Origin of the sequence: Microbacterium sp. che218 (assembly GCF_040436305.1) — a bacterium.
GTDB lineage: Bacteria > Actinomycetota > Actinomycetes > Actinomycetales > Microbacteriaceae > Microbacterium > Microbacterium algihabitans.
Genome location: NZ_AP031501.1, coordinates 3,070,691 through 3,084,657 on the forward strand (window position 1 = coordinate 3,070,691; position 13,967 = coordinate 3,084,657).

Annotated in this window: 10 protein-coding genes; 7 read left to right on the plus strand and 3 right to left on the minus strand. The window is 70.2% G+C overall.

Annotated elements, in window-relative coordinates; translation table 11 throughout:
• Positions 1-41 precede the first annotated feature (41 nt).
• Together aceB and aceA are read right to left on the minus strand one after the other, a co-directional pair.
• Positions 42-1,655 carry a malate synthase A gene (gene aceB, locus ABXS86_RS14465; RefSeq protein WP_409988250.1) on the minus strand — a complete coding sequence of 538 codons (1,614 nt, stop codon included), beginning with the start codon at positions 1,653-1,655 and terminating at the stop codon, positions 42-44.
• Between the two features lie 184 nt (positions 1,656-1,839).
• A complete protein-coding gene (gene aceA / locus ABXS86_RS14470) occupies positions 1,840-3,156 on the minus strand; it encodes an isocitrate lyase (protein ID WP_353664931.1) in 1,317 nt (438 codons plus the stop codon).
• A gap of 129 nt (positions 3,157-3,285) precedes the next feature.
• Here aceA and ABXS86_RS14475 point away from each other — a divergent pair, with 129 nt between their 5' ends.
• From ABXS86_RS14475 to ABXS86_RS14485, 3 genes are all read left to right on the plus strand, one after another.
• On the plus strand, positions 3,286-4,764 hold the full coding sequence (locus ABXS86_RS14475) for a helix-turn-helix domain-containing protein (protein ID WP_353664932.1): 1,479 nt from the start codon (positions 3,286-3,288) through the stop codon (positions 4,762-4,764).
• A gap of 208 nt (positions 4,765-4,972) precedes the next feature.
• Positions 4,973-6,589, plus strand: a complete 1,617-nt coding sequence (locus tag ABXS86_RS14480) for a glucoamylase family protein (protein ID WP_307213367.1) — start codon at positions 4,973-4,975, stop codon at positions 6,587-6,589.
• 70 nt (positions 6,590-6,659) lie between these two features.
• On the plus strand, positions 6,660-7,265 hold the full coding sequence (locus tag ABXS86_RS14485; protein WP_307213365.1) for a TetR/AcrR family transcriptional regulator: 606 nt from the start codon (positions 6,660-6,662) through the stop codon (positions 7,263-7,265).
• A 287-nt stretch (positions 7,266-7,552) separates the two neighbouring features.
• On the opposite strand, the gene ABXS86_RS14490 is transcribed toward ABXS86_RS14485, so the two are convergent.
• On the minus strand, positions 7,553-8,293 hold the full coding sequence (locus ABXS86_RS14490) for an endonuclease domain-containing protein (RefSeq protein ID WP_353664933.1): 741 nt from the start codon (positions 8,291-8,293) through the stop codon (positions 7,553-7,555).
• A gap of 613 nt (positions 8,294-8,906) precedes the next feature.
• Here ABXS86_RS14490 and ABXS86_RS14495 point away from each other — a divergent pair.
• From ABXS86_RS14495 to ABXS86_RS14510, 4 genes are read left to right on the plus strand one after another with little or no spacing between them, the layout of a single operon-like run.
• Positions 8,907-10,169, plus strand: coding sequence for an extracellular solute-binding protein (locus tag ABXS86_RS14495; RefSeq protein ID WP_353664934.1), 1,263 nt, complete (start codon positions 8,907-8,909; stop codon positions 10,167-10,169).
• A gap of 4 nt (positions 10,170-10,173) precedes the next feature.
• Positions 10,174-11,121 (plus strand): carbohydrate ABC transporter permease, encoded by a 948-nt coding sequence (locus ABXS86_RS14500; RefSeq protein WP_230705087.1) that lies wholly within the window; start codon positions 10,174-10,176, stop codon positions 11,119-11,121.
• A 14-nt stretch (positions 11,122-11,135) separates the two neighbouring features.
• Positions 11,136-12,035, plus strand: coding sequence for a carbohydrate ABC transporter permease (locus ABXS86_RS14505; protein ID WP_186325492.1), 900 nt, complete (start codon positions 11,136-11,138; stop codon positions 12,033-12,035).
• A 49-nt stretch (positions 12,036-12,084) separates the two neighbouring features.
• Positions 12,085-13,962: a glycoside hydrolase family 3 protein gene (locus tag ABXS86_RS14510; RefSeq protein ID WP_353664935.1), complete on the plus strand. Its 1,878-nt coding sequence runs from the start codon at positions 12,085-12,087 to the stop codon at positions 13,960-13,962.
• Positions 13,963-13,967: the final 5 nt, after the last annotated feature.

The window sequence follows — 13,967 nt, forward strand, 5'->3', positions numbered from 1 at the left end:
GAGGCGGGGCCCGTGGCCCTCGCCCCTCCGGCATGCGGTGATCAGTCCAGGTACCTCGCGTACGCCGGCAGGGTGAGGAACGCGGGGAACTCCTCACGCAGCGCCACCTCGCGGAACACCGCGGCGGCGTCGTCGAAGCGGTCGCCCTCGAACCGGGGAGCGTCGGCGAGCACCTCGGTCATCAGCTCCTCGACGAAGCCGCGGGTGATGGCGACGCCCTCGGCCGTGGAGTGGTCCTGGTGGATCCACTGCCAGATCTGCGAGCGCGAGATCTCGGCGGTCGCGGCGTCTTCCATCAGGTCGTCGATCGCGACGGCGCCCAGGCCCCGCAGCCACGCCTCGAGGTAGCGGATCGCCACCGAGACGTTGCCCCGCACCCCCGCCGTGGTCACCGGCAGGCCGATGCGCACATCGAGCAGATCGGCGGGGTCGACCGCCACCTCGTCGCGGGTGCGCCCGAGCTGGTTCGGCTCGTCGCCGAGCACCGCGTCGAACTCGGCGCGCGCCACCGGGATGAGGTCGGGGTGGGCCACCCACGTGCCGTCGAAGCCGTCGCCGGCCTCGCGCCGCTTGTCGGCGGCCACCTTCTCGAACGCCGCCTCGGTCACCTCGGGGCGCCGCCGGTTGGGGATGAAGGCGCTCATGCCGCCGATCGCGTAGGCGCCGCGCTTGTGGCACGTCTGCACGAGCAGTTCGGTGTAGGCCCGCATGAACGGCACGGTCATCGTGACCTCGCTGCGGTCGGGGAGCACGAAGCGAGCACCGCGCCCGCGGTAGGTCTTGATGATCGAGAAGATGTAGTCCCACCGTCCGGCGTTCAGGCCCGCGCAGTGGTCGCGCAGGGCGAAGAGGATCTCCTCCATCTCGAACGCCGCGGGCAGCGTCTCGATCAGCACGGTGGCGCGGATCGTGCCGTGGGCCAGGCCCAGGCGCTCCTCGGTGAACGAGAACACGTCGTCCCAGAGCCGTGCCTCCTCGGCCGACTCGATCTTGGGCAGGTAGAAGTACGGTCCCCGGCCCGCCGCGATCAGCGCGTGCGCGTTGTGGAAGACGTACAGCCCGTAGTCGACGAGAGATCCGGATGCCGGGAGCTCCCGCCCCGCGCGATCGATGAAGCTCACGTGCTTCTCGGGCAGGTGCCAGCCGCGCGGGCGCATCACGATCGTGGGCGTGCGCTCGGCGGTGACCTCGTAGCGCTTTCCCTCGGGGCTGGTGAACGACAGCTGCCCGCGGATCGCGTCGAACAGTGACAGCTGCCCGCCGATGACGTTGCGCCAGGTGGGGCTCGTGGCGTCCTCCTGGTCGGCGAGCCACACCCGCGCGCCGGAGTTGAGCGCGTTGATGGTCATCTTCGGGTCGGTGGGGCCGGTGATCTCGACGCGGCGGTCTTCGAGCCCCGGGCCGGCGCCCGCCACGCGCCACGACGGGTCGTCGCGGATGTGCGCGGTGTCGGCGCGGAAGTGCGGGTCATCGCCCGTGCCGATCTCGAACCGGCGGCGCAGGCGAGCGGCGAGGCGGTCGTGCCGGCGCCGGGCGAAGCGATCGTGCAGCTCGGTGACGAAGGCGAGGGCCGCAGGGGTGAGGATCTCGCCGTCGCGCCCGTGCAGGGGCCGCGCGAGGCGCAGGTGCGGGGCGGATGCCGGGGTGCTCGGCATCCGGGATTCTTCGGTCGTGGGCGGGGGAGAGGTGTCGATGAGGGTCATGATCGTGACTTTCTGTGGAGCGTCCGCTTCTCGCACCATGTCCCGAAAATGGCGGCCTGGGGGTGGCCCAGGCAGCCAAAAGTGGGACATGGTCTGCGAAAAGTGGGACGAGGGGTGGGTGGGAGCGGGCGAGGGCTCAGTGGAACTGCGCGGTCTCGGTGGAGCCGGCCAGGGCGAGCGTGGCGCTGTCGGGGTTGAGCGCGGTCGAGACGACGTCGAAGTAGCCGGTGCCCGCTTCGCGCTGGTGGCGCGTGGCGGTGTAGCCGTTCGCTTCGGCGGCGAACTCGGCCTCCTGCAGCTCGACGTACGCGCTCATGGCGCGCTCGGCGTAACCGCGGGCGAGGTCGAACATCGAGTGGTTCACGGCGTGGAAGCCGGCCAGCGTGATGAACTGGAAGGCGTAGCCGAGAGCGGCCAGGTCGGCCTGGAACGTGGCGATCTGCTCGTCGTCGAGGTGGCGCTTCCAGTTGAAGCTCGGCGAGCAGTTGTAGGCGAGCTTCTTGCCCGGGTAGCGGGCGTGGATCGCCTCGGCGAAGCGGCGCGCGAGCTCGATGTCGGGCTCGCCCGTCTCGACCCAGATGAGGTCCGCGTAGGGCGCGAAGGCGAGGCCGCGGGCGATGACCGAGTCGAGGCCCGGGCGCACGCGGTAGAAGCCTTCGCTCGTGCGCTCGCCGGTGAGGAATTCCGCGTCGCGCGGGTCGACGTCGCTGGTCAGCAGGTCGGCGGCCAGGGCGTCGGTGCGGGCGATGATGACGGTCGGCACTCCCGCGACGTCGGCGGCCAGGCGCGCGGCGTTGAGCGTGCGGATGTGCTGCTGGATCGGCACCAGCACCTTGCCGCCGAGGTGGCCGCACTTCTTCTCGCTCGCGAGCTGGTCTTCCCAGTGGATGCCGGCGGCTCCGGCCGAGATCAGCGACTGGGCCAGTTCGTAGGCGTTGAGCGGACCGCCGAACCCGGCCTCGGCGTCGGCGACGATCGGGGCGAGCCAGTCCTGGGTGATCTCGCCCTCGGCGCGCTCGATCTGGTCTTGTCGCAGCAGCGCGTTGTTGATGCGGCGCACGACCGCGGGCACGCTGTTGGCGGGGTAGAGGCTCTGGTCGGGGTAGGTCTGTCCCGCGAGGTTGCCGTCGGCGGCGACCTGCCAGCCCGAGAGGTAGATGGCCTTCAGTCCCGCGCGCACCTGCTGCACGGCCTGCCCGCCGGTGTAGGCGCCGAGGGCGCGGACGTACTCCTCGGTGTGGATGAGGTTCCAGAGGTTCTCGGCCCCGCGACGGGCGAGGGTCGACTCCTCACGGACGCTGCCGCGGAGGCGCACGACGTCGTCGGCCGAGTACGTGCGCTCGATGCCGTCCCAGCGGGGGTCGTTCTCCCACGCGGCGCGGATCTCGTCGGCGGTCTCGGTCTGGTCGCCGGGGCGCAGGGGCTGCTGGGCGGGGGTGGCCTGGATCGTCATGAGCGTTCTCCTTCGGATGCCGGGGCTGCGGTGCCCCGTGGAGACCACTGTCGGCGAAGAACACCACCCTCCGAGAGGATTCGCCGTGTGAAGATCGCGCGATCTTCTGTTCCGGTGAGAACATGACGTATGGACACCGGCGTCTCCTCCTCTTCGGCATCCCTCCCGTTCGACGATGACGAGGTGGACACCCTCACCATCGGCCGTCGCATCCGCCAGCTGCGCACCGCGCGCGGCCTCACGCTCGACGAGCTCGCCGCGGCGGTCGGTCGTGCGCCCAGCCAGATGTCGATGATCGAGAACGGTCGGCGCGAGCCGAAGCTCACCCTGCTGCAGGCGATCGCGCGCGCGCTGGAGTGCAAGCTCGAGCAGATCCTCGACGCCGAGCCCCTCGACGCGCGCGCGGCGCTCGAGATCTCGGTCGAGCGCGCGATGCGCGGGCAGACGTTCCAGGCGCTCGGCATCGAGCCGTTCCGCGTCGGCCGGTCGGTGCCCGACGAGGTGCTGTCGGCCATGCTCGCGCTGCAGGGCGAGATCGAGCGCCTCCGCGAGGAGCGCTCAGCGACCCCCGAAGAGGCGCGGCGGGCCAACGTCGCGCTGCGCCGGCTCATGCGCACGCAGGACAACCATTTCCCCGACCTCGAGCGCACGGCATCCGGGATCTTGACCGCGATCGAGCACCCCGGCGGTCCCCTCACCCAGCGCGGGGCGAGCGACATCGCCGCGCACCTCGGCTTCACGCTGCACTACGTGCCCGACCTGCCCTCGTCGACGCGGAGCATCGCCGACGTGAAGAACGGCCGGCTGTACCTGTCGACGAAGGTCGCGAAGGGCGACCCCCGCGCGGCGGTTCTGCAGGCGCTGTCGAGCCGCATACTCGGCCACGGCGAGCCGACGAGCTACGACGAGTTCCTGCGCCAGCGCGTCGAGACGAACTACCTCACCGGGGCCCTGCTCATGCCCGAGGCGCACGTCGTTCCGGCTCTGCGTGAGGCGAAGGACCGGCGCACGATCAGCATCGAAGACCTGCGCGACGCCTACTCGGTGTCGTACGAGACGGCGGCGCACCGCTTCACCAATCTCGCGACCGTGCACCTCGGCATCCCGGTGCACTTCTTGAAGGTGCACGAGTCGGGCACCATCACGAAGGCGTACGAGAACGACGACGTGAACTTCCCCACCGACCGCCTCGGGTCGATCGAGGGGCAGATGTGCTGCCGGCGCTGGACGAGCCGCGTGGTCTTCGACGAGGACGACCGCTTCAACCCGTACTACCAGTACACCGACACCGGCAACGGAACCTACTGGTGCACCGCCCGCGTGGAGCAGTCCAGCGAGGGCGCGCACTCGGTGAGCGTGGGCGTGCGCTTCGACGACACGAAGTGGTTCCGCGGGCGGGACACCCCCAACCGCGGGGTCTCGCGGCACGCCGTCGAGACGTGCTGCCGCCGTGCTCCGGCCTCGTTGGAGAACGCCTGGCGCGGTCAGGCCTGGCCCAACGTGCGCACGCCCCGCACTCTGCTGGCGACCCTGCCGACCGGGGCGTTCCCGGGCGTGGACACGACGGAGATGTACGAGTTCCTCGAGGCGCACGCCCCGCGCGGGTGAGGGCGCCGGCGCCGCCGTGCGGATGCCGACCGTCGCCGTCGTGCGGATGCCGGGTGTGACACGCCGATTCCGGATGCCGCTAACCCGGCGCGTCGACTCCCGCATCCGCGGGACGGCGGGCGGGGGTTGATCGAAAACCTGACACGTGTAAGGTATCTCCCACGTGAGCTCCGTCCCCCCGGAGCGCTTTCGATGAGGAGAGCCAGTCATGAAGCACACCCTCGCGGCATCCACCGCGATCGTCGGACTCGTCGTGGGCGGTCTCGCCGCGGCATCCCCCGCCTTCGCCGCCCCACCCGGACAGCCCGGTCCGCCCCCGCACGCAGGACCGCCCCCGCACGCCGGTCCTCCGCCGCACGCCGGTCCCGGAGCCCGCGACCTCCAGCGCTACGCCGCGGACACCTGGGAGTCGATGGCGGCGATGGCCCACGCGAACACCGGCCTGCCCGACGACAACATCGGCGGAGCGCTCGAGGCCGCCACGGCATCCGGATACACCTCGCCGACCAACATCGGCGGCTACTTGTGGTCGACCGTCACCGCGCGCGACCTCGGGATCATCGACGCCGATGAGGCGCGCGAGCGACTGACCGCCACCGTGTCGACGCTCGAGAAGATGGACCGCAACGCCGGCAGCGGCATGTACTACAACTGGTACGCGCCCGACACCGGCGCGAAGCTCGAGATCTTCCCGACCTCGGGCGAGGTCATCCACCCGTTCCTCAGTACCGTCGACAACGGATGGCTGGCTGCGGCACTGCGCATCGTGCGCGAGGCCGAGCCCACTCTCGCCGACCGCGCCGACGCGCTGTACCACTCGATGGACTTCTCGGCCTTCTTCGACTCCGCCGGAGCCGCGAACCTCCCCGCGGGCACCAACCGCGGCGGCTTCTGGGAGGCTCCTCCCGGAGACGGCTGCGCCGTCGAGGCCCCCATGTACAACGGCAGCGGCGAGCAGGCGTTCTACACCTGCCACCACTACGACACCACCGTCAGCGAGAGCCGCATCGCGACCTACCTCGGCATCTCCGAGGGCTCGATCCCGGCATCCGGTCTCTACGGCACGCACCGCACGATGCCCGCGGGCTGCGACTGGGCCTGGCAGGAGCAACTGCCCACCGGTGAGACGCGCCGCTACGACGGCGTCGACGTCTACGAGGGCGTCTACGCGTACGACGGCATGTCGTTCGTGCCGAGCTGGGGCGGCAGCATGTTCGAGGCCCTCATGCCCGACCTGCTCATCCCCGAGACCGAGTGGGGACCCACGTCGTGGGCCGTGAACCACCCGATCACGGTCGAGATCCAGAAGCGTCACGGTCTCGATGAGGCCGGCTACGGCTCGTGGGGCTTCTCGCCCGCGAGCAACCCGTTCGGCGGATACGCCGAGTACGGCGTCGACATCGCGGGCATGCGCTCCGACGGATACACCTCGGATGCCGAGAAGACCGACGTCGACGTCGATCGCCCCGGCTGCAGCGAGGGCACCAACCCCGACCCGACCTTCGGCGATGGCGTCGTCACCCCGCACGCGTCGTTCCTGGCGCTGCCCTACGACCGCCAGGGCGTGCTGAAGAACCTGCGCGGCCTCGAGAAGATGGGCGCCTACGGCCCCGGTGGCTTCTACGACGCCGTCGCGGTCGGCTCCGGAACGATCGCCGAACGCTATCTGTCGCTGGACCAGTCGATGATCATGGCCGCGATCGGAAACGCCCTCACGGGCGACAGCCTGAAGGACTACATGGTCGATGACAGGATGGAGCAGAACCTCCGGCCCGCCATCGAACAGCAGGTCTTCGGCTCGTCGTGGGGCACTTCGCGCCACTGACGTCTCGATCGCTCGATGCCCGGTTCCCGTGGGGTGCCGGGCATCGCCGCGCCCGGGGGAGAGGATGCCGATGACCGACGCCACCGCACCGCGCGCCCGCCGCGGGAGCTACTCCAAGGGACAGCAGACCCGGCAGCGGATCGTCGACGAGGCGGTCGTCGTCTTCGGGCGGTCGGGGGTGACGGCGGGGTCGCTGCGCGAGGTCGCGACGCGGGTCGGGTTGACCCCGGCCGGCGTGATGCACCACTTCTCGTCGAAGGAGGAACTGTTCGCCGAGGTGCTGCGCCAGCGCGACGAACGCGTGCGGGCGGCGGCGGGAGACCCCCGCGAGCACACGCTCGTCGAGCAGATGCGCAAGGTCGTCGCCCACAACGCCACGACCCGCGGCCTGACGTCGCTGTACACGCTGGTCGTCGCCGAGGCGAGCGACCCGGGGCACCCCTCGCACGCGGCGTTCGCCGAGCGCTACCGCCGCAGCGCCGACACCGCGGCCGACCTGCTGCGCGCGGGCCAGGCAGCGGGCGAGGTGCGCGCCGACGTCGATCCCGAGCGCGCCGCACGCTTGTTGAGCGCGGTCATGGACGGTCTGCAGCAGCAGTGGCTCCTCGACGAATCGGTCGACATGTCGGCCCTTTTCGCCGAGTTCGTGCGGGGCTACCTCGAGCCGCGCGGCTGACATCCTCGGGCGGCCGCGCTCGCGGCATCCGCCCGATTCGATCCGCCGTCGTGCGGATTCGAGACGGGGCACGCCGAGTGGCCGGGGTCGTCGAACGGCGTGTCGGGGGTGTGGTCCGCAGGACGGTGGTGGGCGTGGGTCTGCCGGGGTGTGGTCCGCCGTCGTGCGGATTCGAGGCGGGGCACGCCGAGTGGCCGGGGCCGTCGAACGGCGTGTCGGGGGTGTGGTCCGCAGGACGGTGGAACGGATGACGGCGACCTGCGCGAGCGACGGGTGGGGTGGAGGCCTCAGCGCCGGTGGAGGCCTCTCGCCAGGAGGCCGAGGATGGCGGCCTCGACGGTCGGCCAGTCGTGAACCACGAGGGCGTAGTCGAAACGGAGGGTGACGAATCCCCACGCTGCGGCTCGCGCGTCGCGACGCAGATCCTTGTGGCGGTGGTCGGCTCCGCCGTGGTTCTCGACCCCGTCCACCTCGATGATGAGGGCGTCTGCGATGAGGAGATCGACTCTGCCCACCGAGTAGACCGACACCTGTGTGCGCACGTCGAGGTTCAGATGACGGAGCCGCCAACGCAGAAGCGACTCGAGCCCGCTTTCTGCGTCGTCACGTACGAATTGCAAGGCCCCTCGCGCGTCAGCCGACAGGCCTGAGGCGAGCCGGGGGATATCGGTCGACGCAATCGCCCGCAGGTGCAACGCGGATTCGACGGCGACGAAGAATTCCTCGATGCCGCGGCACAGCAGGATCTGGCGCAGGATGCGGATGACGCCGGGTATTGCGAACCGGTCGGTTCGGTCCTGATCCCAGTGCTCGACGCACGCGCACGCCGTGTGGGCGAGTCCGTGACCGTCGCGGGTCAGTCCGACGTGCTGGTCGTCGGCAGGGGCGAGCGCCCAGAGACCGAGGTGCCGCGCCGCCGTCACGCAGGCGAGTGCCCCTCCGTGCTGCGCCGCCACCCGACGGGGCGCGCAGGTGTCGGCATCCGCGTAGATCCCCCGCCGGAGGCGCACCAGAGTCCCGGTCACCACCGCGCGGTCCACTCGGGCGCGCGACCATCCATCCCGGTAGAGGTCGAGACGCCGACGGATACGGCTGTCAGCGGAACACATACGGCCACCGTGTCGCGGGGCGGCGCGAGCGCGCGGGGCGGATGCCGCTGTCTGTGGACGAACTCCGAGGATCTTGTCCTGTGGATCAGCCGCACCTACGCGGCTCGTTCGGTTGCGATGTGGTCAGGTCATGCCGTCGTGCGGACCGCGGCGGAGACACGCCGTCCGAAGATCACGCGATCCGGCGCGTCGGGGTTTTCGTCCGCAGGACGGCGCGCCCGCGTCGGCCGGGTCGCCGGCGGGCGATGCCGCGGTCGGGTTCGCCGGCTGCCGCGGCCGGGTCGCCCGGTCGCCGCCGCGCCTCGCCGTCCTGCGGATGCCGTGAGGGACACGCCGATCGGGAGGAGCGGGCACACGGCGCGTCGAGGCTCGCATCCGCAGGACGGCACACTCGAAGGGATCTCCGCACCCGCGGCCGGGTGTCCACGGCCGCGCGACCCGTGCCTTGCGGTTATCGAGGTTATGCGCATAAACTGGCCACGACGTGCAGGAGGCGACCGACGACGGTCGCCCAGGTTCGAGGAGGAACACGATGAAGATCACCCGATGGAGCGCCGTCGCCGTCGTCGCGGTCGCCGCGATCGCCTTGACAGGCTGCGGACGCGCCTCCGACACCGGTTCCGGTGCCGCAGAGGCCTCGACGATCGGCGACGCGAAGGCCGAGGGCACCCTCACGATGTGGGCGATGGGTGCCGAGGGCGAGGCCCTGCCCGAGTTCGTGAAGCAATTCGAAGAAGCCAACCCCGGTGTGACCGTCGACGTCACCCCCGTGCCGTGGGATGCCGCGTACAGCAAGTTCCAGACGGCGATCGCCGGCGGCAACACCCCCGACCTCGCGATGGTCGGCTCGACGTGGATGGCCGACTTCGGCGACGCGCTCCAGACCGTTCCGACCGACCTGTCGACCGACGGCATCTTCCCCGGTGCGCTCGACTCGACCATGATCGACGACCGCGCGACCGGCGTTCCCTGGTACGTCGACACCCGCGTGCTGTACTACCGCACCGATATCGCCGCCCAGGCCGGGTGGAACCAGGCCCCCACCACGTGGGACGAGCTGAAGCAGATGGCCGCCGACATGCAGTCCAAGGGCGGCGCGCAATACGGCATGCGGCTCCCGGCCGGCAACGACTCGTTCCAGGGCAACCTCTGGATGCCGTGGTCGAACGGCGTCGCGCTCGAGAGCGGGTCGGAGTGGACCTTGGACACCCCGGAGGCCGTCGAGGCCTACGAGTACTACCAGTCGTTCTACACCGACGGCGTCGCGAACCCCGCGGCCGATCGCTCGGCCGGCGCGCAGGAGGCGGACTTCGTGGCGGGCTCGACCCCGATGCTCATCGACGGACCCTTCCTGATCGGACAGCTCGAAGAACTGGGGGGCGAGGGCTTCAGCGACAAGTTCACCACCGCGGTCCTGCCCACGAAGGAGTCGTCGACCTCGTTCAGCGGCGGCGCGAACCTCGCGGTCTTCGACAATTCCGACAATGCGGCCAGTGCGTGGAAGCTCGTGCAGTGGCTGACCGAGCCCGAGACGCAGGCGTCGTGGTACGCCGCGACCGGAGACCTGCCCGCCGTGCAGGATGCGTGGAAGGACGATGCGCTGGCGTCGTCGTCGACCCTCGCCGCCTTCGGCACGCAGCTCGAGACGGCCAAGTCGGTGCCCGCGACGACGACCTGGGTGCAGGTGGCCGCCGCCGGTGACGCCATGCTCGAGAAGATCCGTCTCGGTCAGCAGTCCCCGGCCGATGGTCTGAAGGAACTCCAGGCCACCGCCGACCAGTTGGGTCTGGGCTGAGATCATGACGCAGGCAGTCGTGGGTGCGACCGGGCGGGCTCCGGCCCCCGGTCGCGCCCGCGCCGGCGGGGTGTCGAACCGCCGCCGGCGCCAGGGATGGGTCGCGTGGGGCTTCGCGCTGCCGTTCGTCGCGGTCTTCGCGGTGTTCATGGTGGTGCCGATCGTCGGCTCCTTCGCCATGTCGTTCACCGACTTCCGTTCGCGGGACATCCGTTCGCCCTTCGCGGTGAACTTCGTCGGGCTCGAGCAGTACGCCGGCGTCCTCAGCGACCCCGTCTTCCTCACCTCCCTCGGGGTGACGGCGACGTTCGTGATCGTCGGCATCCCGGTGACGATGGCGCTCGCCCTGGCTCTCGCGCTCGCACTGAACGCCAGCAAGGGCCGGATCGTCTCGGTGCTCCGTGTCGGCTTCTACGCCCCCGTCGTGACGAGCATCGTCGCCGTCGCCGTCGTCTGGCGCTACATCCTGCAGCCCGAGGGGCTCCTCAACTCGGCCCTGGCGATCATCGGCATCCAGGGTCCCGATTGGCTCAACGACACCTCGACGGCCTTGCCGTCGCTCATCGCGATGGCGGTGTGGCGCAACGTCGGCACGCTGATGGTGATCTTCCTCGCCGGGCTCCAGGCCATCCCCACCGACGTCAAGGAGGCCGCTCTCATGGACGGCGCCTCGTCGTGGCGGCGACTGACCTCGGTCACCCTCCCGTTGCTGCGTCCCACTCTGCTGCTGGGCGCGGTGCTCATCTCGGTCGGCTTCCTGCAGTTCTTCGAGGAGGCCTTCGTGATGACCCAGGGCGGTCCGCTCAACTCCACCCTCTCGGTGGCCTATTACACGTTCAAGCAGTTCGGCTTCGGGCAGTACGGCACGGCCTCCGCGGCCAGCTACCTGCTGTTCCTGGCCATCGCGCTGCTCAGCCTCGTGCAGTTCCGCCTGCTGCGCTCGCAGGACTGACGTCAGGAGCCGTCATGACCCTCACCACTCCCGCGGCTCCGGCCGCCGTCGTCGAGACGACCGAGGCGCCCCGTCGTCGACGTCGTCCGGCCGACCGGATGACCCCCGGTCGTCTGCTCACCTCCGTCGTCCTGGTGGTCGGCCTGCTCGTCTGGGTGCTGCCGTTCGCGTGGATGCTGCTGGGCTCGGTGAAGACCCAGCGCGAGATCCTGCAGCGCCCGCCGACCTGGTGGCCTCAGCAGTTCACCTGGGAGAACTTCGCCGCCTGGTTCGGGCAACTGAACTTCGGGCAGTTCTTCGGCAACAGCTTCCTCGTCGCGGTGCTGACGGTGGCGGGCAATCTCGTCTTCTGCTCGATGGTCGGCTACGCGCTCGCGAAGATGGACTTCCCGGGCAAGAAGGCGCTGTTCATCGTCGTGATGGTGACGCTGATGGTGCCCGGCGTGGTCACCTTCGTACCGCTGTTCGTGATGGTGTCGTCGCTCGGTCTCGTCGACAGCTACGCGGCGCTGATCCTGCCGTTCGTGACGACTCCGCTAGGGGTCTTCCTCATGCGGCAGTTCATGCTCGGCATCCCCGACCCGCTGCTCGAGGCCGCGCGCATCGACGGAGCGGGGGAGCTGCGCATCTTCGCCCGCATCGTGATGCCCCTCTGCGGCCCGCCGCTGGCGACGCTCGGCATCCTGACCTTCCTCGCGTCGTGGAACAACTTCCTCTGGCCGCTCGTGGCGGCTCAGACCGAGGCGAAGTACACCCTCCCCGTGGCGCTGTCGCTGTATTCGACGGGCCAGAACGCGACGGACTACGGCCTGCTGCTGGCGGGGTCGGTGCTGGTGATCGCGCCAATCATCCTGCTGTTCGTCTTCCTGCAGCGCTACTTCATCCAGGGCATCGCCTCGACCGGTCTCAAGTGACGCGACGGCCACGCGCCCCGCACGAGACCCGAGCCCTCGAAAGGACCCCATGACCTCCCCCCGCTTCTCGACCGCTCCCGACGGGACGCGCTTCCGCGACCTGAACGGCAACGGCGTGATGGACCCCTATGAAGACCCGCGCCGGAGCGCCGACGAGCGCACCGAAGATCTCTTGGGGCGTCTCAGCCTCGAAGAGAAGGTCGGTCTGATGTTCCAGACCGTCATTGAGGTCGGCGACGACGGCGAGGTGCTCGAGGCGCCGGGCAAGATCTCGAAGTCGCCCACGACCACGGTGGTCGTGCACAAGCACATGAACCACTTCAACGTGCACGCGATCCGTACGGCCCGTCAGGCGGCGACCTGGAACAACAACCTGCAAGCGCTGGCCGAGTCCACGCCGCACGGCATCCCGGTCACCATCAGCACCGACCCGCGGCACGCCTTCGTCGAGAACACGGGTGTCGCGTTCTCGGCGGGTCCCTTCTCGCAGTGGCCGGAGGGGCTCGGACTCGCGGCCCTCGACGACGTCGAGACGGTGCGCCGGTTCGCCGAGGTGGCGCGCCGGGAGTACGTGGCCGTGGGGATCCGGGCGGCCCTGCACCCGCAGATCGATCTGGCCACCGAACCCCGGTGGGGGCGGCAGGCGCAGACCCTGGGGCAGGATGCCGCGCGCGTGACGGAGTTCACCGCGGCGTATCTGCGGGGGTTCCAGGGCGAGAAGCTGGGCCCCGACAGCGTCGCCTGCACGACCAAGCACTTCCCCGGCGGAGGGCCGCAGCAAGGCGGTGAGGACGCGCACTTCCCCTACGGCCGCGAGCAGGTGTACCCGGGCGGGATGTTCGACTACCACCTCGAGCCGTTCCGCGAGGCGATCCGCCGCGGCACCGCCGCGATGATGCCGTACTACGGCATGCCGATCGGCCTCGAGGTCGACGGCGAAGCGATCGAAGAGGTCGGCTTCGGCTACAACCGGCAGATCGTGACGGGTCTGCTGCGCGAGCAGCTCGGCTACGACGGGGTCGTCGTCACCGACTGGGAGCTCGTCAACGACAATCACGTGGGCGACCAGGTGCTGCCCGCCCGCGCCTGGGGCGTCGAGCACCTCACCGCCGTCGAGCGCATGGAGAAGATCCTCGATGCCGGCTCCGACCAGTTCGGAGGGGAGGAGTGCGTCGAGATGCTCCTCGAGCTCGTCCGCGCGGGCCGGGTGTCCGAGCAGCGCATCGACGAATCGGTGCGTCGCCTGCTGCGCGTGAAGTTCGAGCTCGGCCTCTTCGACGACCCCTACGTCGACGTCGACGCCGCCGAGCGTATCGTCGGCAACCCGGAGTTCCGCGTCCTCGGAGAGGAGGCGCAGGCGCGCTCGCTGACCGTGCTCGTCAACGAGGAGCGCGACGGTCGCCCCGTTCTTCCTCTGCGCTCGGTCGGTGCCGTGTACGCCGAGGGGTTCCGGGCCGAGGACGTCTCGGAGCTGGGCGAGGTCGTCGCCGACCCGTCGCAGGCCGATCTGGCGATCGTGCGCATCGGAGCGCCGTTCGACCCGCGCGACGACCTGTTCCTCGAGGCGTGGTTCCACCAGGGCTCGCTCGAGTTCGCGCCGGGCCTGGTCTACCGCCTGAACCAGATCGCGGCATCCTGCCCGCTCGTCATCGTCGTCAACCTCGACCGCCCGGCGATCCTCACCCCGTTCGTGGGGCACGCTGCGGCGATCGTGGCCGACTACGGCAGCTCCGCGCGCGCCGTGCTCGACGCGCTCACCGGTCGCGTGCTTCCGCGCGGTCGCCTGCCCATCGAGATCCCCCGATCGATGGATGCCGTGCGTTCCTCCCGCGAGGATGTACCGTCGGACACCGGCGATCCCGTCTTCCCCGTGCACCATGGGCTGGAGCTCTCGGACGCGCTGGTGACTGCGGGGCAGAGGGGGTAAAGCGG

Excerpts from the sequence above, each read along its gene's own strand:
- aceB (WP_409988250.1), bottom strand. The coding sequence starts at position 1,655 with ATGCCGAGCACCCCGGCATCCGCCCCGCACCTGCGCCTCGCGCGGCCC.
- aceA (WP_353664931.1), bottom strand. The coding sequence starts at position 3,156 with ATGACGATCCAGGCCACCCCCGCCCAGCAGCCCCTGCGCCCCGGCGAC.
- ABXS86_RS14475 (WP_353664932.1), top strand. The coding sequence starts at position 3,286 with ATGGACACCGGCGTCTCCTCCTCTTCGGCATCCCTCCCGTTCGACGAT.
- ABXS86_RS14480 (WP_307213367.1), top strand. The coding sequence starts at position 4,973 with ATGAAGCACACCCTCGCGGCATCCACCGCGATCGTCGGACTCGTCGTG.
- ABXS86_RS14485 (WP_307213365.1), top strand. The coding sequence starts at position 6,660 with ATGACCGACGCCACCGCACCGCGCGCCCGCCGCGGGAGCTACTCCAAG.
- ABXS86_RS14495 (WP_353664934.1), top strand. The coding sequence starts at position 8,907 with ATGAAGATCACCCGATGGAGCGCCGTCGCCGTCGTCGCGGTCGCCGCG.
- ABXS86_RS14500 (WP_230705087.1), top strand. The coding sequence starts at position 10,174 with ATGACGCAGGCAGTCGTGGGTGCGACCGGGCGGGCTCCGGCCCCCGGT.
- ABXS86_RS14505 (WP_186325492.1), top strand. The coding sequence starts at position 11,136 with ATGACCCTCACCACTCCCGCGGCTCCGGCCGCCGTCGTCGAGACGACC.
- ABXS86_RS14510 (WP_353664935.1), top strand. The coding sequence starts at position 12,085 with ATGACCTCCCCCCGCTTCTCGACCGCTCCCGACGGGACGCGCTTCCGC.